General features: G+C 70.9%; 17 protein-coding genes. 7 read left to right on the forward strand and 10 right to left on the reverse strand.

The annotated features are described in order from the left end of the window. Positions 1-228 precede the first annotated feature (228 nt). From miv_RS30015 to miv_RS30030, 4 genes are all read left to right on the forward strand, one after another. Positions 229-2,292: a carbon starvation CstA family protein gene (locus miv_RS30015; RefSeq protein WP_207180654.1), complete on the forward strand. Its 2,064-nt coding sequence runs from the start codon at positions 229-231 to the stop codon at positions 2,290-2,292. A gap of 5 nt (positions 2,293-2,297) precedes the next feature. Beyond that, complete coding sequence (locus miv_RS30020; protein WP_048428752.1) at positions 2,298-2,516, forward strand: YbdD/YjiX family protein; 219 nt, start codon at positions 2,298-2,300, stop codon at positions 2,514-2,516. A 295-nt stretch (positions 2,517-2,811) separates the two neighbouring features. Next, on the forward strand, positions 2,812-3,783 hold the full coding sequence (locus miv_RS30025) for a DMT family transporter (RefSeq protein ID WP_048428753.1): 972 nt from the start codon (positions 2,812-2,814) through the stop codon (positions 3,781-3,783). Between the two features lie 215 nt (positions 3,784-3,998). Next, positions 3,999-6,323: a Tex family protein gene (locus tag miv_RS30030; RefSeq protein WP_207180655.1), complete on the forward strand. Its 2,325-nt coding sequence runs from the start codon at positions 3,999-4,001 to the stop codon at positions 6,321-6,323. A gap of 55 nt (positions 6,324-6,378) precedes the next feature. On the opposite strand, the gene miv_RS30035 is transcribed toward miv_RS30030, so the two are convergent. From miv_RS30035 to miv_RS30055, 5 genes are all read right to left on the reverse strand, one after another. After that, positions 6,379-7,410, reverse strand: coding sequence for an HAD family hydrolase (locus tag miv_RS30035; protein ID WP_280529460.1), 1,032 nt, complete (start codon positions 7,408-7,410; stop codon positions 6,379-6,381). 1,207 nt (positions 7,411-8,617) lie between these two features. Beyond that, entirely contained in the window at positions 8,618-9,136 is a 519-nt protein-coding gene (locus miv_RS30040) for a hypothetical protein (RefSeq protein WP_179945805.1), read from the reverse strand. A 40-nt stretch (positions 9,137-9,176) separates the two neighbouring features. Then, complete coding sequence (locus miv_RS30045) at positions 9,177-10,496, reverse strand: flavin monoamine oxidase family protein (protein WP_425312997.1); 1,320 nt, start codon at positions 10,494-10,496, stop codon at positions 9,177-9,179. Between the two features lie 8 nt (positions 10,497-10,504). Beyond that, positions 10,505-11,059, reverse strand: coding sequence for a hypothetical protein (locus miv_RS30050; protein ID WP_207180659.1), 555 nt, complete (start codon positions 11,057-11,059; stop codon positions 10,505-10,507). Positions 11,060-11,069: 10 nt separating this feature from the next. Further along, complete coding sequence (locus miv_RS30055; protein ID WP_207180661.1) at positions 11,070-12,878, reverse strand: hypothetical protein; 1,809 nt, start codon at positions 12,876-12,878, stop codon at positions 11,070-11,072. A 177-nt stretch (positions 12,879-13,055) separates the two neighbouring features. On the opposite strand from miv_RS30055, the gene miv_RS30060 reads away from it, so the two are divergent. Further along, positions 13,056-14,561 (forward strand): NAD(P)/FAD-dependent oxidoreductase, encoded by a 1,506-nt coding sequence (locus tag miv_RS30060; protein WP_207180663.1) that lies wholly within the window; start codon positions 13,056-13,058, stop codon positions 14,559-14,561. A 56-nt stretch (positions 14,562-14,617) separates the two neighbouring features. Here miv_RS30060 and miv_RS30065 read toward each other — a convergent pair whose 3' ends face one another. After that, positions 14,618-15,670: a peptidoglycan-binding domain-containing protein gene (locus miv_RS30065; protein ID WP_207180671.1), complete on the reverse strand. Its 1,053-nt coding sequence runs from the start codon at positions 15,668-15,670 to the stop codon at positions 14,618-14,620. Between the two features lie 643 nt (positions 15,671-16,313). Between miv_RS30065 and miv_RS30070 the strand changes: the two genes are divergently transcribed. Further along, complete coding sequence (locus tag miv_RS30070; protein WP_058618724.1) at positions 16,314-17,480, forward strand: complex I NDUFA9 subunit family protein; 1,167 nt, start codon at positions 16,314-16,316, stop codon at positions 17,478-17,480. Positions 17,481-17,719: 239 nt separating this feature from the next. Here the strand turns inward: miv_RS30070 and miv_RS30075 are convergent, their stop codons facing one another. Both miv_RS30075 and argH read right to left on the reverse strand, forming a co-directional pair. Further along, a complete protein-coding gene (locus miv_RS30075) occupies positions 17,720-18,502 on the reverse strand; it encodes an SDR family oxidoreductase (protein WP_048430954.1) in 783 nt (260 codons plus the stop codon). A gap of 229 nt (positions 18,503-18,731) precedes the next feature. Beyond that, positions 18,732-20,123, reverse strand: a complete 1,392-nt coding sequence (gene argH / locus miv_RS30080) for an argininosuccinate lyase (RefSeq protein ID WP_207180674.1) — start codon at positions 20,121-20,123, stop codon at positions 18,732-18,734. On the opposite strand from argH, the gene tlpA reads away from it, so the two are divergent. Continuing rightward, positions 20,122-20,769, forward strand: coding sequence for a thiol:disulfide interchange protein TlpA (gene tlpA / locus miv_RS30085; RefSeq protein ID WP_207180676.1), 648 nt, complete (start codon positions 20,122-20,124; stop codon positions 20,767-20,769). The two genes, argH and tlpA, sit on opposite strands and share 2 nt — an antisense overlap. A gap of 414 nt (positions 20,770-21,183) precedes the next feature. Here tlpA and miv_RS30090 read toward each other — a convergent pair whose 3' ends face one another. Both miv_RS30090 and miv_RS30095 read right to left on the reverse strand, forming a co-directional pair. Then, the gene (locus miv_RS30090) at positions 21,184-22,758 is read right to left on the reverse strand and encodes a L,D-transpeptidase family protein (protein ID WP_244748802.1); all 1,575 of its coding nucleotides are present in this window, start codon (positions 22,756-22,758) and stop codon (positions 21,184-21,186) included. A gap of 1,028 nt (positions 22,759-23,786) precedes the next feature. Beyond that, positions 23,787-25,019, reverse strand: a complete 1,233-nt coding sequence (locus miv_RS30095) for an oxalate decarboxylase family bicupin (RefSeq protein ID WP_048431071.1) — start codon at positions 25,017-25,019, stop codon at positions 23,787-23,789. Positions 25,020-25,029 lie beyond the last annotated feature (10 nt).

Below are 25,029 nucleotides of genomic sequence, written 5' to 3' on the forward strand. Positions count from 1 at the left end.
CCGCATCTCCGGGCCGAAACCCGGGTGAAACCGACGGCATCGCGTCGAACGGCGACCGCCGGACCCGCATCCGCCGACCCGAATCCCTACGACGAAAGTCTCATCACGGCGCGGGCGCCCTGCCCGGCGGCCGCATTGGCAGTGCACAAGGTTTCCTTTACCCGAAAGTCGAAGGACGCCGCCGAAGCCTGTTTTTCAGCCCGGCGGCACAGCCGGGAGGAACACCCCATGACTGCCGTCCGGAAGCACGGACCCTGGGCCCTCGTGGGCGCGCTCGGGGCCACCGCCCTCGCCGTGGTGGCGACGCAGCGCGGCGAGAGCATCAACGCCCTCTGGATCGTCGTCGCGGCGGTCTCGGTCTACCTGATCGCCTACCGCTACTACTCGCTCTACATCGCCGACCGCATCATGCGGCTCGACCCGACCCGCCAGACCCCGGCGGTCCGGCACAATGACGGGCTCGATTACGTCCCGACCGACAAGTACGTCCTGTTCGGCCACCATTTCGCGGCGATCGCGGGCGCCGGCCCGCTGGTCGGCCCGGTGCTGGCCGCGCAGATGGGCTACCTGCCGGGCCTGCTCTGGATCCTCGCCGGCGTGGTGCTCGCCGGCGCCGTGCAGGACTTCATGGTGCTGTTCGTCTCGATGCGCCGCGACGGCCGTTCGCTGGGCGAGCTGATCCGCGCCGAACTCGGCACCATCCCCGGCATCGTCGCCCTGTTCGGCGCCTTCCTGATCATGGTCATCATCCTGGCGGTGCTCGCGCTCATCGTCGTCAAGGCGCTGGCCGAGAGCCCCTGGGGCACCTTCACGGTGATGGCGACGATCCCGATCGCGCTCCTGATGGGCGTCTATTCGCGCTGGATCCGCCCGGGCCGCATCGGCGAGGTCTCGATCCTCGGCTTCGTGCTGCTGATGGCCGCGATCCTCTACGGGCAGACCGTCGCCGCCGACCCGACGCTGGCTGCCATGTTCACCTTCACCGGCACCCAGCTGTGCTGGATGCTGATCGGCTACGGCTTCGTCGCCTCGATCCTGCCGGTCTGGCTGCTGCTCGCCCCGCGCGACTACCTCTCGACCTTCCTCAAGATCGGCACAATCGTCGGCCTCGCGCTCGGCATCCTGGTGCTGGCGCCCCACCTCCAGATGCCCGCGGTGACAAAGTTCGTCGACGGCACCGGGCCGGTCTGGTCGGGCTCGCTGTTCCCGTTCCTGTTCATCACCATCGCCTGCGGCGCGGTCTCGGGGTTCCACAGCCTGATCTCGTCGGGCACGACGCCGAAGCTGATCGACAACGAGGTCAATGCCCGCTTCATCGGCTATGGGGGCATGCTGATGGAGTCGTTCGTCGCCGTGATGGCGCTCGTCGCCGCCACCGTGATCGATCCGGGCGTCTACTTCACCATGAACTCCCCGGCGGCGGTCGTCGGCACCACGCCGGAGAGCGCCTCCGCGGCGGTCACCGCCATGGGCTTCCCGATCTCGGCCGAGACCATCAAGCAGACCGCCGCGGATGTCGGCGAGCACACGGTGATCTCGCGGGCCGGCGGCGCGCCGACGCTCGCGGTCGGCATGGCCCACATCATCTCGAACGTCGTCGGCGGCAAGGCGATGATGGCGTTCTGGTACCATTTCGCCATCCTGTTCGAGGCGCTGTTCATCCTCACCGCCGTCGATGCCGGCACCCGGGCCGGGCGCTTCATGCTCCAGGACCTGATCGGCGTGGCGGTGCCGGCCTTCAAGGACACCTCGTCCTGGGGTCCGAGCATCGTGGCGACGGGCCTGTGCGTCGCGGCCTGGGGCTTCTTCCTCTACCAGGGCGTGACCGATCCGCTCGGCGGCGTGAACACCCTGTGGCCGCTCTTCGGCATCTCGAACCAGATGCTGGCGGCCATCGCGCTCACCCTCTGCACCGTCGTCATCTTCAAGATGAAGCGGGAGCGCTACGCCCTCGTCACCATCGTGCCGACGCTCTGGCTCGTCGCCTGCACGCTCACCGCCGGCCTCCAGAAGGTCTTTTCCGCCGATCCACGGGTGGGCTTCCTGGCCCATGCCGAGCGCTACGCGACCGCGCTCGCCGAGGGCAAGGTGCTGGCCCCGGCCAAGACCGCCGACCAGATGCGCCAGATCATCCTCAACGACCGCATCGACGCGGTGCTGGCGCTGGTCTTCGTCGGCGTCGTGGTGGCGATCATCGCCTTCGGCGTGCAGGCCTGCCTCAAGGCCTACCGGGCCGACCGCTGGACTGCCGTCGAGGCGGATCCGCGGGCGATGCCGGCGGCGGCGGAGTAAGGCCGATGGGCGCCGAGACCTTACGGGATCGCTGGGCCACCCTGACGCGCTGCGTCTGCGACGGGGCACGCCTGATGGTCGGACAGGGCAACTACGACACCTACGTCGCCCATATCCGCAAGACCCACCCCGACCAGCAGCCGATGACCGCGACGGAGTTCTTCCGCGAGCGCCAGAACGCCCGCTACGGCGTCGGCGGCCGCGGCGGCTTCCGCTGCTGCTGACCGACCTCGCCCGCGCAGGGTCCTTAACCCTGCGCGGGCGAAACAACACGCAATGCCGGACCTTGTTCCCACAAAGACGAAATCCGTTCACGAGTCTTTCAGGATACACCCGTAACGCTTGCGGCGGGATGATGGCGGCGATGTCGCAAGTCGCCGCTCCCGCGACACGATCGGGTAAAGCACGCCTTAACTAGGGCTGATCCGGCAGCATGGCGGCGGCGCGCAATCGGCACGGCTTGGCCGGACGGGGCGGTGCTAGAGATGAGGCCCCTCGTCGACACCCGCCGTGACACCCGTGGCCACCCTGACACTCCCCGTCGCCGCCCCCTCCGCCCGTCCGGCCATGCCGGCCCTGCTCGGCGACCAGCCGCTGCGCGGCATCGTGCTGGTGGTGATCTCCACCGTCTTCCTGTCCAGCTCCGACGCCACGGCGAAGTACCTCACCGGGCAGCTCTCGGGGATCGAGGTGGCGTGGCTGCGCTATGTCGGCTTCCTCGCCGTGATGCTGGCGGCGGCCGTGGTGCGGGCGCAGCTCAAGCGCGGCGCCACGCCGTTCCGCAGCGCCCGGCCCGGCCTTCAGGTGGTGCGCGGCGTCGCCCTGGTCGGCTCGTCGCTGCTCTTTCTGGCGGGCCTGCGGGTCCTGCCGGTGGCGGAGACCACCGCCATCGCCTTCGTCTCCCCGATCTTCGTCACCGCCCTGTCGATCCCGGTTCTGGGCGAGAAGGTTGGTGCCCGGCGCTGGGCCGCCGCCTTCGTCGGCCTGCTCGGCGTGCTGATCATCGTCCGGCCGGGCACCAGCGCCTTCCAGGCCGCGGCCCTGCTGCCCATCGTCTCCGCCCTGTTCTGGGCCGCCGCCCTCGTCGTCACCCGCAAGATCAACGGCTACGACGCCCCCCAGACCACCATGACCTGGTCGGCGATCGTCGGCTTCGTGATCCTGTCGGCCCTCGTGCCCTTCGTGTGGGAGACCCCGAACCTCAACCAGGTCGCGATCGGCGCCGCCATCGGCTTCATCTCGACCGCCGGGCACTGGATCGTCACCATCGCCTACCGACATGCCCCGGCCTCGACCCTGGTGCCGTTCTCCTACAGCCAGATCATCTGGGCCGGCCTCCTCGGCTTCCTGTTCTTCGGCACCGTGCCGACCGCCTGGATGGGCCTCGGCGTCCTGGTGATCTGCGGCAGCGGCCTCTACACCGCCCACCGCGAGCGGATGCGCCGCGTCCCGGCCCCGACCGGGGTGCTGCCGGCGGGCGGGGTGCGCTGAGGGACCGTCCTCATCGCGCGCTCGATTTCTAGGCCATGACATCGGGCGGCGGACGCAAGTTCGCCGCCTGATGCCGTCTCAGAACCTGCCCGGCCTCGGGCGGCGGACGCATCAGGCATCCGGGCCGACCGACCCCGATCTCGCCCACCCTTCCCACTCGCCCCCAACCCTTCTAAGGACACGCCTCCCCGTCGCCCCGGAATCGCGGAGTCGTCATGTCCAGCATCACCCAGCGCATCGCCACCGAACTCGGCGCGCAGGAATGGCAGGTCAAGGCGGCGGTGGACCTGCTCGATGGCGGCTCGACGGTGCCGTTCATCGCCCGCTACCGCAAGGAGGTGACCGGCACCCTCGACGATGCGCAGCTGCGCACCCTGGAGGAGCGCCTGCGCTATCTGCGCGAGCTGGAGGCGCGCCGCGCCGCGATCCTCGAGAGCGTGGGGTCCCAGGGCAAGCTCGACGACGCGCTGAAGGGCCAGATCCTCGCCGCCGACACCAAGGCGCGGCTGGAAGACCTCTACCTGCCGTTCAAGCCCAAGCGCCGCACCAAGGCGCAGATCGCCCGCGAGGCCGGCCTCGGGCCCCTGGCCGAGGCGCTGCTCGCCCGGCCCGACCAGGTGCCTCTCCAGGCCGCCGCCCCGTTCGTGGACGAGGCCAAGGGCGTGGCGACGCCGGAGGCGGCGCTGGAGGGCGCCCGCTCGATCCTGGTCGAGCGCTTCGCCGAGAATGCCGAACTGGTGGGGCAGCTGCGCGAAGCGTTCTGGACCCGCGGGCGCCTCGTCTCCCGGATGCGGGACGGCAAGGCGCAGGAAGGCGCCAAGTTCTCCGACTATTTCGACTTCTCCGAGCCCCTGACCCGCCTCCCCTCCCACCGGGTGCTGGCGCTGTTCCGGGGCGAGAAGGAGGAGGTGCTGGACCTGCGCCTCGACGAGGCGCCCGAGGGCGTGGACGCCCAGAGCCTGTACGACGGCCGCATCGCCCTCTCGGCCGGCATCCAGGACCGCGGCCGGCCGGGCGACCGCTGGCTGATGGAGGCGGTACGCTTCGCCTGGCGCACCAAGCTGAAGCTCTCGATCGAGCTCGACCTGCGCGCCCGCCTGTGGGACGCGGCGGAAACGGAAGGCGTGCGGGTCTTCGCCGGCAACCTGCGCGACCTGCTGCTCGCCGCACCCGCCGGCGCCCGACCGACCCTCGGCCTCGATCCGGGCTACCGCACCGGCGTGAAGGTCGCGGTGGTGGACGCGACCGGCAAGGTGGTGGCGACCGACACGATCTACCCGCACGAGCCCCGGCGCGACTGGACCGGGTCGCTGATGGCGCTCGCCAAGCTCTGCCGCGCCCATAAGGTCGAGCTGGTGGCGATCGGCAACGGCACCGCCTCGCGGGAGACCGACAAGCTCGCCGCCGAGCTGATCGCCAAGCAGCCGGAGCTGAAACTCACCAAGGTGATGGTGTCGGAGGCCGGCGCCTCAGTCTATTCGGCGTCGGCCTATGCCAGCGCGGAATTGCCGGGGCTCGACGTGTCCTTGCGCGGCGCGGTCTCGATCGCCCGGCGTCTCCAGGATCCGCTGGCGGAACTGGTGAAGATCGAGCCGAAGGCGATCGGCGTCGGCCAGTACCAGCACGATCTCGCGGAAGGAAAGCTGTCGCGCTCCCTCGACGCGGTGGTGGAGGATTGCGTGAACGGCGTCGGGGTCGACGTGAACACCGCCTCCGGGCCTCTGCTGGCGCGGGTCTCGGGCCTGACCGAGCGGGTGGCGCAGAACATCGTCAGCCACCGCGACAGCAACGGGCCGTTCCGCAGCCGATCCAGCCTGAAGAAGGTCGCGGGGCTGGGGCCGAAGGCATTCGAATTGTCGGCGGGCTTCCTGCGGATCCAGGACGGCGACGACCCGCTCGACGCTTCGGGCGTCCACCCGGAGGCCTATCCGGTGGTGCGCCGCATCCTCCAGGCGACGAAGAGCGACATCAAGGCGGTGATCGGCAACGGCGCGGTGCTGAAGGGCCTGAACCCCAAAACCTTCACCGACGAGACGTTCGGCCTGCCCACCGTCACCGACATCATCGCGGAACTCGAGAAACCCGGCCGCGACCCGCGCCCGACCTTCAAGACCGCGACCTTCCAGGAGGGCGTCGAGAAGATCGGCGACCTGAAGCCCGGCATGGTGCTGGAGGGCGTGGTGACCAACGTCGCGGCCTTCGGCGCCTTCGTGGATATCGGCGTGCACCAGGACGGGCTCGTCCACATCTCGGCCCTGTCCAAGACCTTCGTGAAGGACCCCCGCGCGGTGGTGAAGCCCGGCGACGTGGTGCGGGCGAAGGTGCTGGAGGTGGATGTGCCGCGCAAGCGCATCTCGCTCACCCTGCGCCTCGACGACGAGGTCGGCGCCCGCCCGCCGCGGGAACAGGGCGGCCAGCACCGCGACGCGCCCCGACGCGACGCCCCGCGGCCGCAAGGCCGCCGGGAGGAGCCGGCGGGCGGCGGCGCGCTGGCGGACGCCCTGCGCAAGGCTGGGCTCGATCGGGGGCCGCGGCGGTAACGGCGACGGACCATGAGGGGAAGCCGCCGGGGATCCCGGCGGCTTCACGGGCGCTCTACTGGATGTCCTCGGGCTTCACGACGATCCAGTTCTTGTCGGCGGTGAGGGGAAGACCGTTCGCGGCCTGGGCGGTCGCGCTGGTCTTCTTCATCTCCTCGATCTGGCTGCGGTACTTCGCCTTGCGATCGACCCAGACCCGGACACCGCCCTTCGGCACGTCGACATCGTGGAACAGCATCGGCCCGTCGCTCACCGGCGTGTCGCCGGCGACCAGGACCGCCTTCTTCCACGGGTCGATATAGGTCATGATCGCCGCGTACTTGCCGGCGTACCAGGTTGCCGGGGTCCACAGGTAGGGCGTGACTTCGAGGGACAAGTTGGCCTTCTCGTCGTAGTGGCCGGCCGCGATCTGCTTGCGTGCCGTCGTCAACTCGCCGGTCTTCCGGTTCTTGAGCAGCGTCGTCACGCCGATGATGTTCTCGGGCTTGACGTTGTAGCCGTAGCGCGGGTCGGACGCGACCATGCGCACGATCTCTTCATGCGCCGCACTCACGACATAGACCGCGATCCCGTTCTCGCGCAGCTTGGCGTACAGCTCCTTGATGCCGGTGAAGATCCTGGGCGGCTGCACCTCGATCGTCTTGATCGTGTCGCCCTCGTAGTAGGTCGTCGGGATGGCCTTTCCGGACGCCATCATCTCGTCGACGTAACCCTTCAGCCTCTCGAGGGTGAGACCGGAGAAGGACTGCGCGATCCATGGGTAACACACCATGTCGTCGATCTCGCACAGCCGGTTATAGTAGCTGTAGAGACTTTCCTTGTAATCACCCTTGTCCTTGAACGGGATCAGCTTCAGCGACGGATCGAGGGTGTCGCGCGTGAGGACGCCCTTCATCTCCAGGAAGGGCAGCAGCGCCTCGGTCAGGTCGTACCGATAGCTGGTATTGTCCATGTCGAAGACGGCGTACGCGCCCTTGTTCGCGTTCGCGGCGATCATCGTATCGAGCTGCTGCGCCGCCTCCTTCGGCCAGTGGTCGAGCCCGGCGGCCGAGGCTTGGCCGGCCAGGCCGAGAAACAGACAACTCACGAGCCACCTCGATGCGCGCAACATGGGACGCTCCCTGGTTCGGGATTGCAGGTCTTCGGGAAGGTTCGGCACGCGTGGAGTGGACAGAGACACCGGGGGACGAAACAGATCTCGTCGATTCGCATGTCTGGTCCGGTCACGCGCCGTGTCATGCGAATGGCCTGTACGGCCTTTCGTCGAGGATAAGCGGTGCCGCGATCATCGCCGCGGTTTGAGCCCCGCGAATGTCCGGCCTATGAAACCCTTGGTCACGCGTTCAGCCAGCGGCCGGCAATAACTTCAGGATATGTTGCAATTTAGTTACATATACATAAATAATTAAACAGCCTGCAGCAAATTACCGAGCAAAAGAGCCGCGATTGAACAAACATCTTATTAACATGCTGTTATACGTTATTCAATATTTATCTGTTTATGGCGTAATGTGATATTTTTAGACCTATATCCCCACAAAAAATATCCCAAAAAGTAAAAATTACATAAAATTATCTTTCATGCGCAATCCTGACCCCTAAATAACGTTGCTTTTGCCCGACGTCTTTCGGAAAGAGGCTTTAGCAACGAAATGCCTCACTTTGATGACATAAGAAATTCGCCGAGCATTTGCAATATCGTTAGATCGGGAGAGATCACACGGCCGAGACAGCAGGACTCATTTGTCCTTGCGGCAAAGCCTACGGAGTGCAAGACCTGCAGGGCGGTAGGGCCGGCTCCGTTACGGTAGGGCACGGTACACGACATTGAGGAAAGTGGAGGCCACCACGCGGGCGTTCCACCCCCCATTCCCGGACCACTGGAGCGTCAGCGGAAGGAGATCCGGGATCCAGCAGAGGACATGCCGCGAAGCGGCTCAACCTGTTGCACCGTCGCAGACAATGAGACGCTTCGCGGCTTTTCGTGCTGGATTCCGGATCTCCTTCCGCTTCGCTTCAGTCGTCCGGAAAAGGGGTTGGTTTGCAATGGGTCATGAAGCCTGGCTGCACGGTTCCCGGCCAGGGTCGTGTACCGTGACGGTAGGGATGATCCACAGACCGACGGCTCCGGGTGGCGCCGATCGGGCATCGCGACACGGTCGAGGGCGTGGCTTCGCCGGCCGAGCACGGCAGGGCATGCGCTGCGGCCCGCCAATGAACGGCGGTCGCCGCCCGGCAGCGCCGGACAGCTCGCCCCTCGTCGCAGGATCGAGATCAGGTGAAGCCGGCGCGTCCTACTTCGCCCCAGGCTCCTTCGCACCTGTCTCCTTGGGCGCGGTATCCTTGCCAGTCCCGTCGCTCACCGTCGTGAAGGTCCCCTCGAAATGGCCGCGCTGGGTGTCGGCCGAGCAGGCGACGACCGAGCGGCCGGGCGGGGAAGCGGGGAACCGGCAGGAGCCGACGGTCATCAGCGTGTCGCGGGTGATACCGCCGTCGCTGCCCTTCACGGTCAGGATCACGGCGCTGACCGGCTGGAGCGCGTCGACGCCGACCTCCTCCTGGCGGTCCTGCGGCATGCCGGTGCCGCTGAAGCTGATCGTGGTGCCGTCGCTGGAGGTGAAGTCGAACGAGGTGCGCCGGCCCTGGACCATGTTCGCGAGGCTGTCGCCGCAGGTCGAGGTGACGTCCTTCCCGGCGATGACGAGCTTGTCGCAGGTGCCCTTGAGCACGTTGCGGGTCATGGGCTGGGCGTGGACCTCGGCGGCGCAGGACAGGCCGAGGAGCACGAGAACGGTGAGGATGCGGGTCAGCATAGGAGGAATGTAGGCACGGAGCGCGGAAAACCCAACTGGATCAAAGCATGGATCGGCCGAGCGCTCCGGCGATCGCGTCGGCCGCCCGCTCGCCCTCCGCGAAGGCGCCGCCCGCGGTGCCCCATTGCTCCCGCGACAGGGCCTCGCCGGCAAACCAGATCCGCTCGCCCACCGCCTCCTTGAGGAGGTCGCGGGCGCCGGTATGACCGGGCGGCACCACCGCCCAGGAGCCGCGCGACCAGGGATCGTGGCGCCACTCGGTCACCGCCGGCACCGCGAGGTCGCGCAAGGACCCGCGGCCGACCTGCTCGGCCAGGCTCTCGCGCACCATCCGGCGCGCGCCATCGGCGCCGGCCCGGGCCGCGTCGAGGCGCGCGGCCATCGGCACGTCGAGCTCGAAATAGTGGAACGGCGTGCCGTCGACCCGCGTCAGCAGGCCCGGCGGCTGGCACCGTCCGCCGATCAGGCTCGCCAGCCGGTCGCGGCCGCGGAACGGCGAGGACGGCCAGTGCAGCACGACGTGCTCGTAGATGCCGGTGGCGAACCCCTCGATCGCCGCGCGTACCGGGCCCGGCAGATCGGGAGCGAAGCGGAGCGCGGGGGCCGGCTCCTGCAGCACCATCATGGGGGCAGTGACGAGAGCCGCCCGGGCCCGCAGGGTGCCGCGGGCGCCGAGATCGAGGCTCACCCCCTCCCCGGCCCAGTCGAGGGCGGTCACCGGGGTCCCGAGCGCCACCGGCAGCCCGGCGGCGAGGCGGGCGAGGTAGGCGCCGTAGCCGCCGGCGATGAAGAAGTTGTCGCCGTACTCCATGCTCGGGAAGTCGTGCAGGCTGATCTCGGAGAGCGGCCGGCCCGAGACGAGGCCGTGCACCAGGGAGACCCGCTTGCCCCAGGGCCCGAGGCCCGGCGGCAGGGAGGTGGACGCCGGACGATCCGCCCCGGGAAGGCGCGCGCCGTCGGTCATCGCCCGGTCGGCGACCGACCAGGCGCGGCCGAAGGCGGCCTCCTCGGCCGGACGTCCCGGGCGGCGCCCGACCCAGAGGTGGCTCTCCTGGGCGGCCCGGCGCAGGGGCTCGCCGCGGGCGAGGCCGAGCGCCACCAGCGGGTTGATCGGCCCGGCATGGAGCCAGTGCGCGCCGAGATCGACCGGATGGCCGCGCAAGGCGGTGGTGACGGTGCGCCCGCCGAGCCGCGGCCGGGCCTCCAGCACCGCGACCGACAGGCCCAGCGCGCGCAGCCGCCGCGCCGCGCCGATCCCGGCGGCGCCTGCGCCGATCACCGCGACGTCGGGAGAGGCGGGCAGGTCCGCCAGGGGCGGGACGCCGGTCGGCGGCAGGTGCTGGTGGGCGGCGCGCGGCATCCGGGTCATCACCCCTTCGTCGAGTCGAGGCCGGCCGCCGCCGCGATCGCGGCGAGCCAGGTGTCGAGCCGGTCGCGGCTCGTCGCCGGGACCGGGCAGCCGGCCTGGCTGCGGATGTAGAGCGCGAGGCTGGCGCGGCCCTCCCCCCGGCCGACGATCTCGACCGCGATCGTGTCGGGGCAGCGCAGCCACGCCGTGCGGGCGACGTAGCGGTCCTGCTCGCCCCAGCGGTCGGTGAAGACCAGGGCGGTGCGCGGCTGGTCCTCGGCGACTCCTCTGACGATCTCGCGCAGGCGCGCCCCCGGGACGGCGTAGTCCGGCGGCACCGCGTCGGCCCGCGCCAGGGGGCAGATGTCGGGGGCGCAGGCGAGCGCGTCGACCCGGGACGGCGTGCGGGCGAGGTTCGCGAAGGCGACCGGGCCGAGATCCGGCGGGCCGAAGAGCGCGATCCACACCTCCTCGATGCCGCCGGGCTCCTCGCCGCGGGCGACCGCCAGCCCCCCGGCGGCCAGGACCGCGAGGAAGAGGCCGAGCAGGACGAGCGCAGCCGGACGCCAGATCACGACGTGTCTCTCAGGGCGCCGGCCGGAGGCGCCAGACCCGCAAGGGCGTATCCCGCACCGGGACCGGCTCCAGCCCGGGCGGGGTGACCTCGCCGCGCCCGAGACGGACCGCGACGTTGGGCGTCTCGCCGGGCTTCTCCGGCGGGGCGCAGGCGACGATGTAGTCCGCCCCCGCCCGCGCGGCCACTCGCGGCAGGGCGTCGAGGTCGCGAAACCCTTCGAGCGAGGCGACGAGGCCGGGCAGCGCCCGGTGATAGGGCGCCGCCACGACGGAATGATGGCTGTGCAGCAGGAGGTTGGGGCCGAGGTCGATCTCGGCCAGGATCACCCCCGGCGCGAGGGCGTCGAGGGCGGCGATCGACCGGCGGGCGCCGCATTCCTGCCAGGCGGCGTGCTCGGCCGCGAAGGCCGTCTCGGTCTTGGCGAAGGCCTGCGGCACCGAGGCGACGAGGAGCCAGACCTTGCCGCAGAGCGCCAGCCCGAGCCCGATGGCGGCGAGCCGCCGGCGCGAGGTCGCCCGGGGATCGCGCAGCAGCGCCACCGCCCGGTCGAGGACCGGGCCGGCGACCAAGGGCACGAAGGCGCCGGCGACGTAGAGGCCGCGGAATTGCGGCACCCCGAGCGCCACGCCGAGCCAGAGCGCCCCGGCCGCCACCGCCATCAGGCGCCGCTGCGCCGGCTCGCCGCCGCGCCAGGCCCACAGGCTGGCCGCGACCGCACCGATCAGCACCGGGACGTGGCCGGCCAGCACCGCGTCGGGGGCCAGGGCGAGGAGCTGCCAGACCGGGCGCATCTCGCGCACCTTCACCAGCCACTCGTCGTGGACGAGGGCCGGCATGCCGGTGAACGGCCCGGCGGCGCAGGCCGGGAACAGCAGGACGAACCCGCCGACCGCGACAGCGCCGCAGGCGACGAGGAACCCGGCCCGCGCCGCGCGAGCGCCGGCCACGAGGCCGGCGCCGCAGGCCGTCGCAAGCGCCGCCGCCCCGAGCCAGAGCCAGGGCGGCGACAGGGCGTCGCACGCCGTGACGGTCCAGTGGGCCGAGCCGGTCTGGGCGAGGAACAGGGCCGGGGCGGCGAGACCGAGGCCGAGGCCGAAGCCGCGGAACGGCGCCAGGGCCGCGCGCCCGTCGCGCCACCACGAGCCGGCGAGGACGAGGCCGGCGGCGGCGATGAAGGGCAGCGCCTCGAGCCCGACCGCGAGGGAGAAGGCCGCGAGCGCGCCCGCGGCCGCGCCGTCCTTCGTCGTCGGGGCCGGCCGGGCGAGGCGGAGGGCCAGCGCCAGGACCGCGCAGATCTGGACGTTGTGATGGTCGATGCGCCCGGGCGCGAACATGCCGGTGACGAACACCGCCTGCCCGGCGGCGAACAGCGCGAAGGCCGCAGGCCTCCAGCCGAAGGCGCGGGCCACCCCGCGATGGAGGATCGCGGCGTAGAGCCCGAGGAGCAGGAGCGGCCAGGCGACCGCGACGATCCCGTCGGCGGCCGGCCCGGCGAAGGGCCGGACCAGCAGGATCAGGGCGGCGATCGGCAGATCGACGAAGCGCGACCAGTGCATCGGCGGCGCGCCGGCATGGCGATGCTGGGCGAGGTCGAACCAGCCCTGGCCGGCGAGAAGGTCGCGCACCTGCACCAGCCGCATCGCGTCGTCGGTGTCGGGCAGGCGGAGATCGCGCAGGACCGCCACGAGGTCGGGCCAGGACAGGATGCCGGCGACGCTCGCCGCCACGATGAGCCAGACCACCGCCGGCCGCTCGAACGGCGAGCGCTCGGCCGCCTCCGGTCCGGGCCGGGCCTGGGTCAGCGGGGCGGCGAGCATGGCGGGATCCCTGACGAGCCTCGGACATCCGGTCGGACCGGGGTCGCATACCGGCCTTACCCCCCGGTTAGCGGGCGCGGTTGAGCGGTTCTTTACCATCCGGCCGCTAAAGCATGGGGAGAACGAGACCCGTCTCCACGCGTAGCGGCCGTGCCGGCCCCCGGAGTTGCCCGAGCGATGAGCCTTCACACCGAGACGCTGGTGATCGGCGGGGGACCGGCGGGCCTGACCACCGGCTACATGCTGGCCAAGGCCGGCCGCGACGTCGTGGTGCTGGAGCGCGACCCAGTCCAGGTCGGCGGCATCAGCCGCACGGTGGAGTACAAGGGATTCCTGTTCGACATCGGCGGCCACCGCTTCTTCTCGAAGGCGAAGGAGGTGGTCGATCTCTGGAACGAGATCCTGCCCGACGACTTCATCGAGCGGCCGCGCCTGTCGCGGATCTACTACAAGGGCAAGACCTACGCCTACCCGCTCAAGGCCTTCGAGGCCCTGCGCAACCTCGGCATCCTGGAGAGCGGCCTTTGCGTCGCCTCCTATCTCTGGGCCCGCGCCCGGCCGATCAAGGAGCCGAAGAGTTTTCACGAGTGGGTCCGCAACCAGTTCGGCGAGCGGCTCTTCTCGATCTTCTTCAAGACCTACACCGAGAAGGTGTGGGGCATGTCCTGCGACGACATCTCGGCCGACTGGGCGGCGCAGCGCATCAAGGGGCTCGACCTCGGCGCCGCGATCCGCGACGGGCTCAAGCGCTCGCTCGGCCTGCACCGGCCGGCGGCCTCCGGCGACGGCGCCGTCATCAAGACCCTGATCGAGTCGTTCCGCTATCCCCGCCGTGGCCCCGGCATGATGTGGGACGCCGCAGCCGCGGCGATCCGCGAGAATGGCGGCCGGGTGCTGCTCGACCGGCGGGTCGACGGCCTGTCGTACGACGCCGCCACCAAGCTCTGGACCGTGAGCGCCCGGCGCGAGGACGGCAGCCGCGAGACCTTCACGGCCCGCAACGTGGTCTCCTCGGCGCCGATCCGCGAGCTCGTCGGCGCGATCCGCCCGGCGCCCTTGAGCACCTTCCAGGCGCGTTCCTTACACTACCGTGACTTCGTCACCGTGGCGCTGATCGCGAAGGCCAAGGACAGCTTTCCGGACAACTGGATCTACGTCCACGACCCGGCGGTGAAGGTCGGCCGGGTGCAGAACTTCCGCTCCTGGTCGCCCGAGATGGTGCCGGACGAATCCTATACCTGCCTCGGCCTCGAATATTTCTGCTTCGAGGGCGACGGCCTGTGGAACGCGCCGGATTCCGAGCTGATCGCGCTCGCCCGCCGCGAGATCGGCCAGATCGGCCTCGTCGATCCCTCCAGCGTCGTGGATGCCTGCGTGGTGCGCCAGCCCAAGGCCTACCCGGTCTACGACGACGCCTACCGCGCCCATGTCGCGACGATCCGCCGGGACCTAGAGGGGAACTATCCGTCGCTCCACCTCGTCGGCCGCAACGGCATGCACAAGTACAACAACCAGGACCACGCGATGATGACCGCCATGCTGACGGCGCGAAACATCATCCTGGGCGAGCGGCGCTACGACGTGTGGAACGTCAACGAGGATGCCGAGTACGGCGAGGCCGGCCTGTCGGGCGCCTGCGAGGCCCTCGCCAGCGAACGGATGGTGCCGCGCAAGGTGGCGTGAGCCGCCTGCGACGCGCCCGGAACCGCGCCCGTTCCGGGTGTCGCCGCGCCGTGGGCCTACCGCACCGCCACCGGCTGCCCCTCCGGGGCGAGCGGGAGCAGCCGCGCGATCTGCGCCGGGGAGAGGCGGCCGGTCGCGGCCGAGCCGAGCCCGCGCTGGTAGCGCGCGATCGCCGCCCGGGTCCCCGCCCCGGGCCGGCCGTCGGGGATCCCGGCGTAATGCCCGGATCGCGCCAGGGCGTGCTGGATCGTGCGCCACTGCTCCGGCCGCAACGCCGCCTCGGTCCAGGACGGAGCCGCGGGCGCGATCCCGACGCCGGAATCCGGGGTTTCGGCGAGCGCCACCTTGAGGGCGGCGATCCGGGTCTTGAGATCGGGGAGCGGTCGCGCGGCCTCGCTGCCGCCGACGAGGGACACCCGCTCCGGGACAAGCGGGTCGCGGGCGGCCTCGATGCCGCGCGACGACAGGGCCTGGAGGCTGCCGATGGTCCCGGTGATCCGGCCGATCGCCTCGCGGTTGATCCGCGCGGTCCGGCCGAGTTCGGAGAGGCGGTCGGTGACCAGCCGGATCCCCGCCTCGCCCTCGGCCCGGGCGGCTTCCATCCGGCCGGCCTGCTCGGCGATCTCGGCCCTGAGAGCGGTCAGGGCGGTGCGGGCCGCGTCGGCCTCCATCCGGGCGGCGGCCAGCGCCTCGCGCTGCTCGGCGACCTGCGCCCGCAGCGCCGCCATCTCCCGGACCACCGCCTCGATCCCCGCCCGGGCCTCCGCCGCGCCGGCATCGGCCGAGGCCCTGATCGCCTCGGCCGCGCGGCGGTTCTCCTGATCCACCTCCGCCGCGTCCCGCAGCCGCGCGACCGAGGCGCCGACGAGATCGAGCTCGTCCCGGCGCCGGCGCACGGCGCGGTCGAGCGCCTCCATCTCGGCGGTGAGCCGGCGCGACCGGGCCGCCAGGTCGGGTCCTTGCGCCTCCCCCTCAGCCCCGGCGAGGGGACGGGCGCCCTCCGCCTCGTCGTCGACCCCGAGGCCGGCCTCCCTCAGGCCCCGGCCGGCCTGCGCGAGCAGCGCCTCGACCGAGACCGCTGCATCGTCGCGGGACAGGAGCAGCGTCATTCCGGACAACAGGACGACGGCCGTCGCGGCCGCGACGATGCGCAGGCCCCGGGGCCGAACCGAGCGGCCGTGCGGCTCCCTGGATCGCGGGCCGCACAGGACGCAGGTCGCGCCCGCCTCGTCCTCCGAAGGCGGCGGGACCCTGTTCGCATCACGCACCACCGTGTTTCGCTCCCCAGCCGGTATTTCGCGATCCTCGCATCGACGATCCGGGGCAGCGAACCGTCCCCTGATCGATTGCCCCATGAAACGGGACAGGGCGGTGGAGCGGGTCAGGCCGGCGCGGGCCGCGACGATCATCGCCTGCGCGTTCGAAATCATCGTGTCTTTCGCCACCCGGTCGCTGTCGCCGCCACCATCCTAAGTGACCCAAGGTCATTTTCAACAAACCCGGCGGCGGCGCCTTCGACCGGAGGCCCGGGGTGCGCCCGGTCGGCATCCTCCCGCGCCGCGCCGGCATCCGCCCCCCGGGGGCTTCCCGGGCTTTTGCCGGGTCACGAGGTCGCGCGGCCGATCGGTCGTTCAGAGGCGGGACCGGCCGCAACCCCGACGGGCGCCGCGCAAAGAGCTTCACAGGGCCCGCCCCCTCGACTAAGGAGCCGACGAGAGCCCCGGTGAAGACCCGCGGAAGGACCCCACGACCATGACCGGCTTCGACCATGTCGGCCTGACCCGGCCCGCCTCGCAGCTCGTGACCGTGTTCGGGGGATCGGGCTTCCTCGGCCGCCACGTCGTGCGGGCGCTCGCCAAGCGCGGCTACCGGATCCGGGTGGCGGTGCGCCGGCCCGACCTCGCACAGTTCCTCCAGCCCCTCGGCCGCGTCGGCCAGATCGTCGGCGTGCAGGCCAACCTGCGCAACCCCGCTTCGATCGTGCGGGCCGCCGAGCACGCCGACATCGTCGTCAACCTCGTGGGCATCCTGCAGGAAACCGGCAGCCAGAGCTTCCAGCGCCTCCAGGCCGACGGCGCTGCCGAGGTCGCCCGGGCCGCCGCCGCGGTCGGCGCCCCGATGGTCCACGTCTCGGCGCTCGGCGCCGACGCGCATTCCGCCTCGGCCTATGCCCGCTCGAAGGCGATCGGCGAGGCCCGGGTGTTCGAGGCGCGGCCGGACGCGGTGGTGTTCCGTCCCTCGATCGTGTTCGGGCCGGGCGACAGCTTCTTCAACCGTTTCGCGTCGCTCGCCCGGATGCTGCCGGTGCTGCCGCTCGCCGGCGCCGAGGCCCGGATGCAGCCGGTCTTCGCCGGCGACGTCGCCGAGGCGATCGCCCGGGCGGTCGAGGGCGGGCTTCAGGGCGGCCGGGTCTACGAGCTCGGCGGGCCGGAGATCCTGACGCTGCAGCAGCTCGTCGAGTACACCCTCAAGGTGACGATGCGCAGCCGCGTGGTGCTGCCGCTGCCGAGCCCCGCCGCCCGACTCCAGGCCCGGGTGATGGAATTCGTCGACACCGCGACGCTCGGCCTCCTGCCCGACACCCTCAAGCTCACCCGCGACCAGGTCACCCTGCTCCAGAGCGACAACGTCGTGTCCGAGGCGGCCAAGTCGGAAGGCCGTACGATCGAGGGGATCGGCATCGCCCCGACGGCGGTCGAGGCGGTGGTGCCGGGCTACCTCTGGCGCTTCCGCAAGGCCGGCCAGTTCGCCACCGGCCGCGGCACCCCCGAGATGGCCGCGACCCCGGACCTGATCGCCGCCGAACCGATGGGCCCCGGCTCGCAGCACCACCCGGGCGATGCCAGCGGCCCGGCGATCGGCCAGCTTGCCGCGGGCGCCGGGCCGGCGCCGGGCGTCCGCTGGGGCAAGCGGCAGTAGGCCGGCGCGGCCGATTCGGAGATGAAAAAGGGCGGTCCCGTCGGGGCCGCCCTTTCTCGTTTCGTCTACCCTGCCTTGGTTTCCATCAAGGCGCTCCGGGGAACGACGTGACGCGTGGAAATCACCTCTCCCCGCCCGCGGGGAGAGGAGGGACCCGCGCCTTTTTCTCCTCCGAATAGGTCATCGGCCTTGGAGAAGGGCTGGGGCGAGACGACTGTCGTCCCGCCCCACGAACCTCGTCAGATCGACCGCACGGCTCCGCCGTCGACCCGGATCATGCTGCCGGTGACATAGGAGGCCCGCTCCGAGGCCAGGAAGCACGCCACGTCGGCGAATTCCTGGACCTTGCCGTAGCGCTTGGCCGGGATCGCCGCGCGGGCGGCCTCGGCGATCTCCTCGCGCGACTTGCCCTGGGCCTTGGCGTTGGCGGTGTCGAGCTCGCCGGTACGGTCGGTCTCGATCCGGCCGGGCAGAATCATGTTGACGGTGACGCCGTCGGCCGCGACCTCGGCCGAGAGGGTCTTGGCCCAGCCGGCGATCGAGGCGCGGAGCGCGTTCGACATCACGAGGTTCGGGATCGGCTGCTCGACGCCGCTCGAGGCCACCACGACGATGCGGCCGAAGCCGGACTGGCGCATGCCCGGCAGGACGAGCCCGGCGAGGCGGAAGACCGGGGTCACCATCGCCTCGAACTGGGGCGTCCAGGCCTCGGGCTGCACGGTCAGCGCCGTGCCGGCCGGGGGACCGCCGGTATTGGCGATCAGGATGTCGACCCCGCCGAGATGCTCCTGCGCCGCGGCATGGATCGCCTCGACATTGTCCTTCAGGGGGCCCGCGAAGGCGTAGGCGCGGCCCTGGCCGCGGGCGTTGATCGCCGCCACCGCCTCGTCCAGGCGCTCGGCGGTGCGGGCGGTGAGCAGCACGTCCGCACCCTCGGCCGCCAGGGCTTCGGCGATGCCGCGGCCCAGGCCGCGACTGGACGACAGGACGAGGGCGCGCTTGCCCTTGAGACCGAGATCCATGGTGGTTCCTCCCGTGATGGTCGAGCTTGTTCGATGCCGCTAGGAACTAACACGAGTGCTCGCCCTCACCCACCCGGAACCTCATCCTGAGGTGTGAGCGAGGCGAGCCTCGAAGGAGGGCTCCAGGAATCTCCGCGATCCCTGGAACCCTCCTTCGAGGTCAGTCCATCGATGATGGACCGACACCGCAGGATGAGGTCGCGAAGGGGGTGCGCGAGGTGAAAATCGCTCAGGCCGTCTCGCCGGCGAGCCGCTTCAGCCAGCCTTCGGCCTGCGCCCGCACGTTGTCCGGCGCGGTGCCGCCGTAGCTGGTGCGGCTCGCCACCGAGTTCTCGACGCCGAGCACCGCGAAGACGGCGTCGGTGATGCGCGGCTCCTCGGCCTGCATCACGTCGAGCGGCAGCGCCTCGAGGCCGATGCCGCGGGACGAGGCCTCGCCGACGAGGCGGCCGGTGACGTGGTGGGCATCGCGGAACGGCAGGCCGAGCTCGCGCACCAGCCAGTCGGCGAGGTCGGTGGCGGTGGCGTAGCCGGAGCCGGCCGCCACCTTCAGGACGTCCGGCACCGGCTCCAGGTCGCGGACCATGCCCGCCATGGCGGCGAGGCACAGCGAGAGGGTCTGGAGCGCGTCGAAGGTGCCCTCCTTGTCCTCCTGCATGTCCTTGGAATAGGCGAGCGGCAGGCCCTTCATGACGATGAGCAGGCCCGACAGGGCGCCGATGACCCGGCCCGACTTCGCCCGCACCAGCTCGGCGGCGTCGGGGTTGCGCTTCTGCGGCATGATCGAGGAGCCGGTGGTGAACCGGTCCGACAGCTTGACGAAGCCGAACTGCGCCGAGGTCCAGACCACGATCTCTTCCGCGAACCGCGACAGGTGCACCGCCGCGATCGCCGCCGCCGACAGGGCCTCCAGGGCGAAGTCGCGGTCGGCCACCGAATCGAGGGAGTTCGCCGTCGGCCGGTCGAAGCCGAGGCTGCTCGCAGTCGCGTGGCGGTCGATCGGGAACGAGGTGCCGGCGAGCGCGGCGGCGCCGAGCGGGCATTCGTTGAGGCGGGCGCGGGCGTCGCGGAACCGGCCGCGGTCGCGGTTCAGCATCTCGACGTAAGCGAGGAGATGATGCCCGAAGGTGACGGGCTGGGCCGATTGCAGGTGAGTGAAGCCCGGCATCACCGTGCCGGCATGCTTCAGCGCCAGCTCGGCCATGGCCTGCTGGAGGTCGGCGGCCTGGCCGTCGAGGGCGTCGAGGGTGTCGCGCACCCACAGGCGCATGTCGGTGGCGACCTGGTCGTTGCGCGAGCGCGCGGTGTGGAGGCGGCCGGCCGTGGGGCCGACGATCTCGCGCAACCGGCTCTCGACGCTCATGTGGATGTCCTCGAGCTCGCGGCGGAACTCGAAGGTGCCGGCCTCGATCTCGGACTGGACGGACTTGAGCCCGGCCTCGATCTTCGCCACATCCTCGGCCGGCAGGATCCCCGCCTTGCCCAGCATCGCGACATGGGCCAGCGAGCCCCGGATGTCCTGGGGGGCGAGGCGCTTGTCGAAGCCGATGGAGGCGTTGATCTCCTCCATGATCTCGGCGGGGCCGCTCGCGAAGCGCCCGCCCCACATCCGGTTGCTCATGTCCTCACCTCGTCTCGCATCACCGCGAAAAACCCGCCTCGCACTGGTCGCGGGGGGGCTCGCCGCAATCCTCGGCCTCGGGGCTGCCCTATACGGGGTTGCGGGCGGGAGCAACGGCGGCGCCTGCCCCCTGGCGAAGGCCACCGCCTCCCGGGTCGCGCCGCTCGCCCGCGGCGAGGTCGCGGCGCTCCAGGTCGCCGCGAGCCCGAAGCCCGCGCCCGCCCTGACCTTCACCGGTCCGGACGGGCAGCCGCGCACGCTTGCCGACCTCAAGGGCCGCACGATCCTGCTGAATCTGTGGGCGACCTGGTGCGCGCCGTGCAAGGCGGAGATGCCGGCCCTCGACCGCCTCCAGGGCGCGCTCGGGAGCACCGATTTCGAGGTGGTGGCCCTCAACCTCGACACCCGCAACCCCGAGCGGCCGCCGCTCTGGATGAAGGAGAACGGGATCGCGCGCCTCGCCTATTATGCCGATCCGGGCGGGCGGGCGCTGCCGGTGCTGCAGCAGGGCGGCGACGTGGTGGGCCTGCCCACCACCTTCCTGATCGACCCCCATGGCTGCGAGATCGGCGTGATGAAGGGCCCTGCGGACTGGGCGAGCGAGGACGCGGTGCGGCTGGTGCGGGCGGCGCTCGGGCGGGGGTGAGGGTGATGTATCCTCTGCGTTGATCGCCCGCCGTTGGCCGTCAAGCCCGGGAGATGCAGCCTCTCCCAGGCGCCTGCCGCGCCCGCCCACGGCCCTGCGAAGCCCGCTCGTGACGAGCTTGGGGCGGCGACCTCACCTGTGCGATTACGCGGGATTGCGCCACCGAGACGATGCCCGGGGCGATCGTAGGATCGGTCCTCGCGACGCGGGCGGGCGTCCCCGTGGTCTCGCCCGGCCCGAGGGCGTCGGCGCGGCCGGTGGCGGCGGAGGACGCAGGCCGGGCTCATGGCAGCCGGAGCGGAGCGGGCCCGCCCGGTGCTGCCTTGTCAGCGGCAATGGATCCCGGGTTCCGCTACGCGGCCCCGGGATGACATCGAGGGTGTCGGGAACGGGCGAGCGACCCGACGGACGCTCTCAATTCGCCGGCTGCGAAGCGGCGACGCGGTTGCGGCCGTGGCCTTCGGTGCGCTTGCCGGTCTCCGGGGCCTTCTCGGCCGGCTTGCTCTCTCCGGCCTTGGACGCGGGCTTGACCTCCGTCGCCTTGCCCTCCGTCGCCTTGGCCTCGGGCTTCTTGGCACCGGCCGGGTTGAGGCCGTCGACCTTCATGTCCGCCTTCATGTCCGCCTTGGCGGTGGCCGCCGCCGGGTGGGCGGCCGGGGCCGGATGAAGTCGCGCCGTGACCTTCTTCGGCAGGGGCGCGGCGGGCGAGATCGCGGCGACCGGGGCAGCATCTGCCGCCGGCAGAGCGGCCGGCGCGACCGGGGGCGCTGCGGGCGCGCCGCCGAACAGGTTGCCGAGGAGCTTGCGATAGGCCGCCGGATCGCCGTCGGCGCTCGCCACCGTGATCGGGCCCGCCGGAGCCACCGCTTCGGCCGCCTCGCGGGTCGGGATCGGGGCCGGGCTGGTCGCCGGGGCCGCGAAGGCGAGCGCGGTCGGCTTCACCGCCCCGTGCTTGCCCTTCTCGTGCTTCGCGTCGATCTTGGCGAGCAGGACCGGCTTCAGCTTCGGCTCGATCGTGATCTCTTCGGGCGCCGCCGCCAGGGCCTCGGGCCGGCTGATCGTGCCCATGTTCGGTCGCGGCTGTGGCTGCTCGGCGAAGAGCTGGGTGCTCGGCGCGGTCTCGCGGAAGAACGGATGTTGGCCGCCGTCCTGGTAGACGAGGCGGGTCGCCGCCGTGCCCTTGGCGACGAGCTCGGCCACCTCGACCTCGTCCTTCTCGCGCTTGGCGACGACGACCGGATCGACCTTCGGGCTGCAGGCGCCGGCAGCCGCGTCCGCGCCGCCGAAGACGTAGCGGGTGCCGCAGACGCCGACCCGCGGCTCCTCATGCAGGGCCTCGAAGTAGTCCGAGCCCTCCTTCAGGTTCCGCCAGAAGCCGATATTGGGGTCGTTGCGGAACTTGGCGAGGTTCTGCGCCGTCATCCGGAACGGATAGGACTGAAACTGGAACGCCCGCTGCCCGCCGGCGAAGGCCTCGCGGGCGATGGCGTAGATCTCGGCGATCGCCTCGTCGGTCATGGCGAAGCAGCCCGCCGACGAGCAGGTGCCGTGCACCATCAGGTAGCTGCCGGTGCGGCCGTTGGCGCGGTCGAAGGCGTTCGGGTAGCCGGTGTCGAAGGAGAGGTAGTAGGACGAGTTCGGGTTCATCTGTCCCATGGCGATGGGATAGAACCCCTCGGGCGCCTGCCGGTCGCCCTCCCGCACCTTCGGGCCGAGCTGGCCCGACCAGCGGCAGATCGGGTAGGTCTTGAGGAGCGCGTACTGCCCGTCGGGCCCGCGCTTCCAGACCTCCATCTCCGATTCCTTCTTGAAGGCGCGGATCAGGATCGGGTCGCGGGCCGACATGTTCTTGGCCGTCATCAGGGCGACGGTCTTCTGCGGGATCGGCTCACGGGCGCGGGCGGACCCGGCGGCGGAGAAGCCGGCATCCTGGCAGGCTCCGAGGGACAGGGCGGCGGCCAAGCCGCTCGCCGCCAGCACCGGACGCATCGCCAGACGCCTCGCCAGACGCACCATGGGACAACCCCGCCTTCCCGCTCCAGAGTCCCGGCACCCTGACGCCGGGGACCGCTCTCCCCAACCCCATAGCTTCGTTAAACTTACCCGCCTCTTACCGCAAGAACGGTCAAGATTGCGCGGATTCGCTCAACAGGCGCGTCGGGCAAGACGCCGACGCGCGGCGGCAGGGGTTCACAAGCGAAGACATCGGCCGCGTCTTCGGCGAAACCAAGGCCGGGACGTGTCTGACACGTGCGGGTTGTGCGGAGCTGTGGATCGCGGGGATGGATCCGCCGTGGCGCGGAATGCGGAACCCCGCCGGGTCGTTCGCCGGCTCGGCCGCCCTCCGGATCGTCGCCGGGCCGCGAAGCGGAGCAGAGGATCCGGATGCCCGGGTCGCTCGAAAGCGGATGGGCAGCCCTTTGCCTGATCCCTGACCATCCGTCGGGTCATGTATGGACGGCCCCCGTTTCGCAAGGGGTTGAGAGCATCGGCTTTCGGCCAGTGGGTTCAGGAGCAGTCATGTATCCGGTCTCTGATGCCGTCGTGCCGTCGCGGTGCAGCGACGGGACGGCGGCGGGCCACCGAGGGGTTCGCACAAGCATGCCCTTGTGAAGACCAGGCTCCCAACAACCCGACGCGCCGTGACGCGCGACGACACGGCGGAATGTCCTGGTCCCAGGGTCCCTCATCCTGCTCTGGCCTTCCGCCCTGGCCTTGGCCGTGCTTGCCCCTCCTCGTTCACCGAGGGCGGCGTCCCGCCGCTCCTCGAGCGGCGGCGGAACGCAGCCGACCGGCCCGGCCCGACGGTGGCGGGGATCTTCTCGAGCGCCGGCAGCAGCTTGTCGCGCGAGAGGCGGTACGGACGCTCTCCTCGGTTGGGTGTTCGACGTCCTCAACCTGGCACATTCGATGCCGTCGGAGGCCGTCCACCCCAACATCCCGGGGCCGCGCAGCGGAGCCCGGGATGACATCGGGACTGTCAGCACCGTCCGAACAAGCATCGAGGCGAACCGGTCTTATCCCGGCACCACCGGCGTCTTCTTCACCGGCAGCCCAGCCAGCACCGATTCATCGATATTGAGATGCGCGCGGACCAGAGCGTGTGGGGTCAGCGCCATCCACTGGTTGAGCGACACGTCGGCATAGGCCGGGCTGCGGAAGAGCTCCAGGAAGCGCAACGGCGTCGAGCCGGTATTCTCGATGTAGTGGCCCATGGCGAAGGGTACGTAGCCGACGTCGCCCCCCTGGTAGTCGAAGGTCCGGGCCTTCGATTCGGAGCCGAACACCGTCATCCGGCCCTGGCCCGAGAGGTAGTACTGCCACTCGTCGCCGTTGGGGTGCCAGTGCAGCTCGCGCATCGCGCCGGGCTCCAGCTCGACGAGGGCCGCCGCGATGGTCTTCGAGGCCGGAAACACCTTGGAATCGGTGATGCGGACGGAGCCGCCCTTGGTGCGGATCGGCTCCTGGGCCAGCATGCGGTAGCTGAAGCCCTCCGGCACCGGCCCGGCGCCGCCGGTCCTGTCGCCGGCGATCGGTCCCGGCATCGGCGCCGGGAAGATGTATTTCTCCTTGTCGGGCAAGCCGGCCAGCGCCGATTCCGGCACGCCGAAATTCTTCGCCAGGATGTCGCGCGGGGTGTGGGCGAGCCAGTCGGTGATGAGGAAGGTCGAATCCTCCGAGAAATGGCCGTCGTCGAAGACGAGCAGGAACTCGCAGCCGTCGACCTCGCCCGGCAGGCCCTGGATCGAGTGCGGGATGCCGGAGGGGAAGTACCAGAGGTCGCCCTCGCCGACGTCGTCCACGAAGGTGCGGCCCATCTGGTCGACGGCGGTGATGCGGGCGCGGCCCTTGAGCATGTAGGCCCACTCGGCCTCCTTGTGCCAATGCATCTCCCGGGCGACGCCGGCCTTGAGGCGCATGTTCACGCCCGCCATCGCGGTCGAGATCGGCAATTCGCGGGTCGTGGTCTGGCGGGCCCAACCCCCCTCCTCGATCCGCATGTGGCTGTCGGTGAACGACCATTTGAGGTTCGGCATCGTGCCGTGGTCGGTCTTCGGCGGCAGGGTGGTGAAGGGTTCCTCCGCTTGCCGGGGCGGGTTCACCGGCCCGAGGATGTCGGCGCCGTCCCGGCCGCGGATCGGCTGCGGCCCCGACGGGGCGGCCGGTGCCTGCGCTTGGGCGGTGGCGGCGGTGCCGACGAGGCCGGCGGCCGCGGCGGCCAGGGTGTCGCGGCGGGAGATGAGGGTCACGGGCGTTCTC

It is taken from the genome of Methylobacterium indicum (assembly GCF_017347565.1).
In the GTDB taxonomy this organism is placed as follows: Bacteria; Pseudomonadota; Alphaproteobacteria; order Rhizobiales; family Beijerinckiaceae; genus Methylobacterium; species Methylobacterium indicum.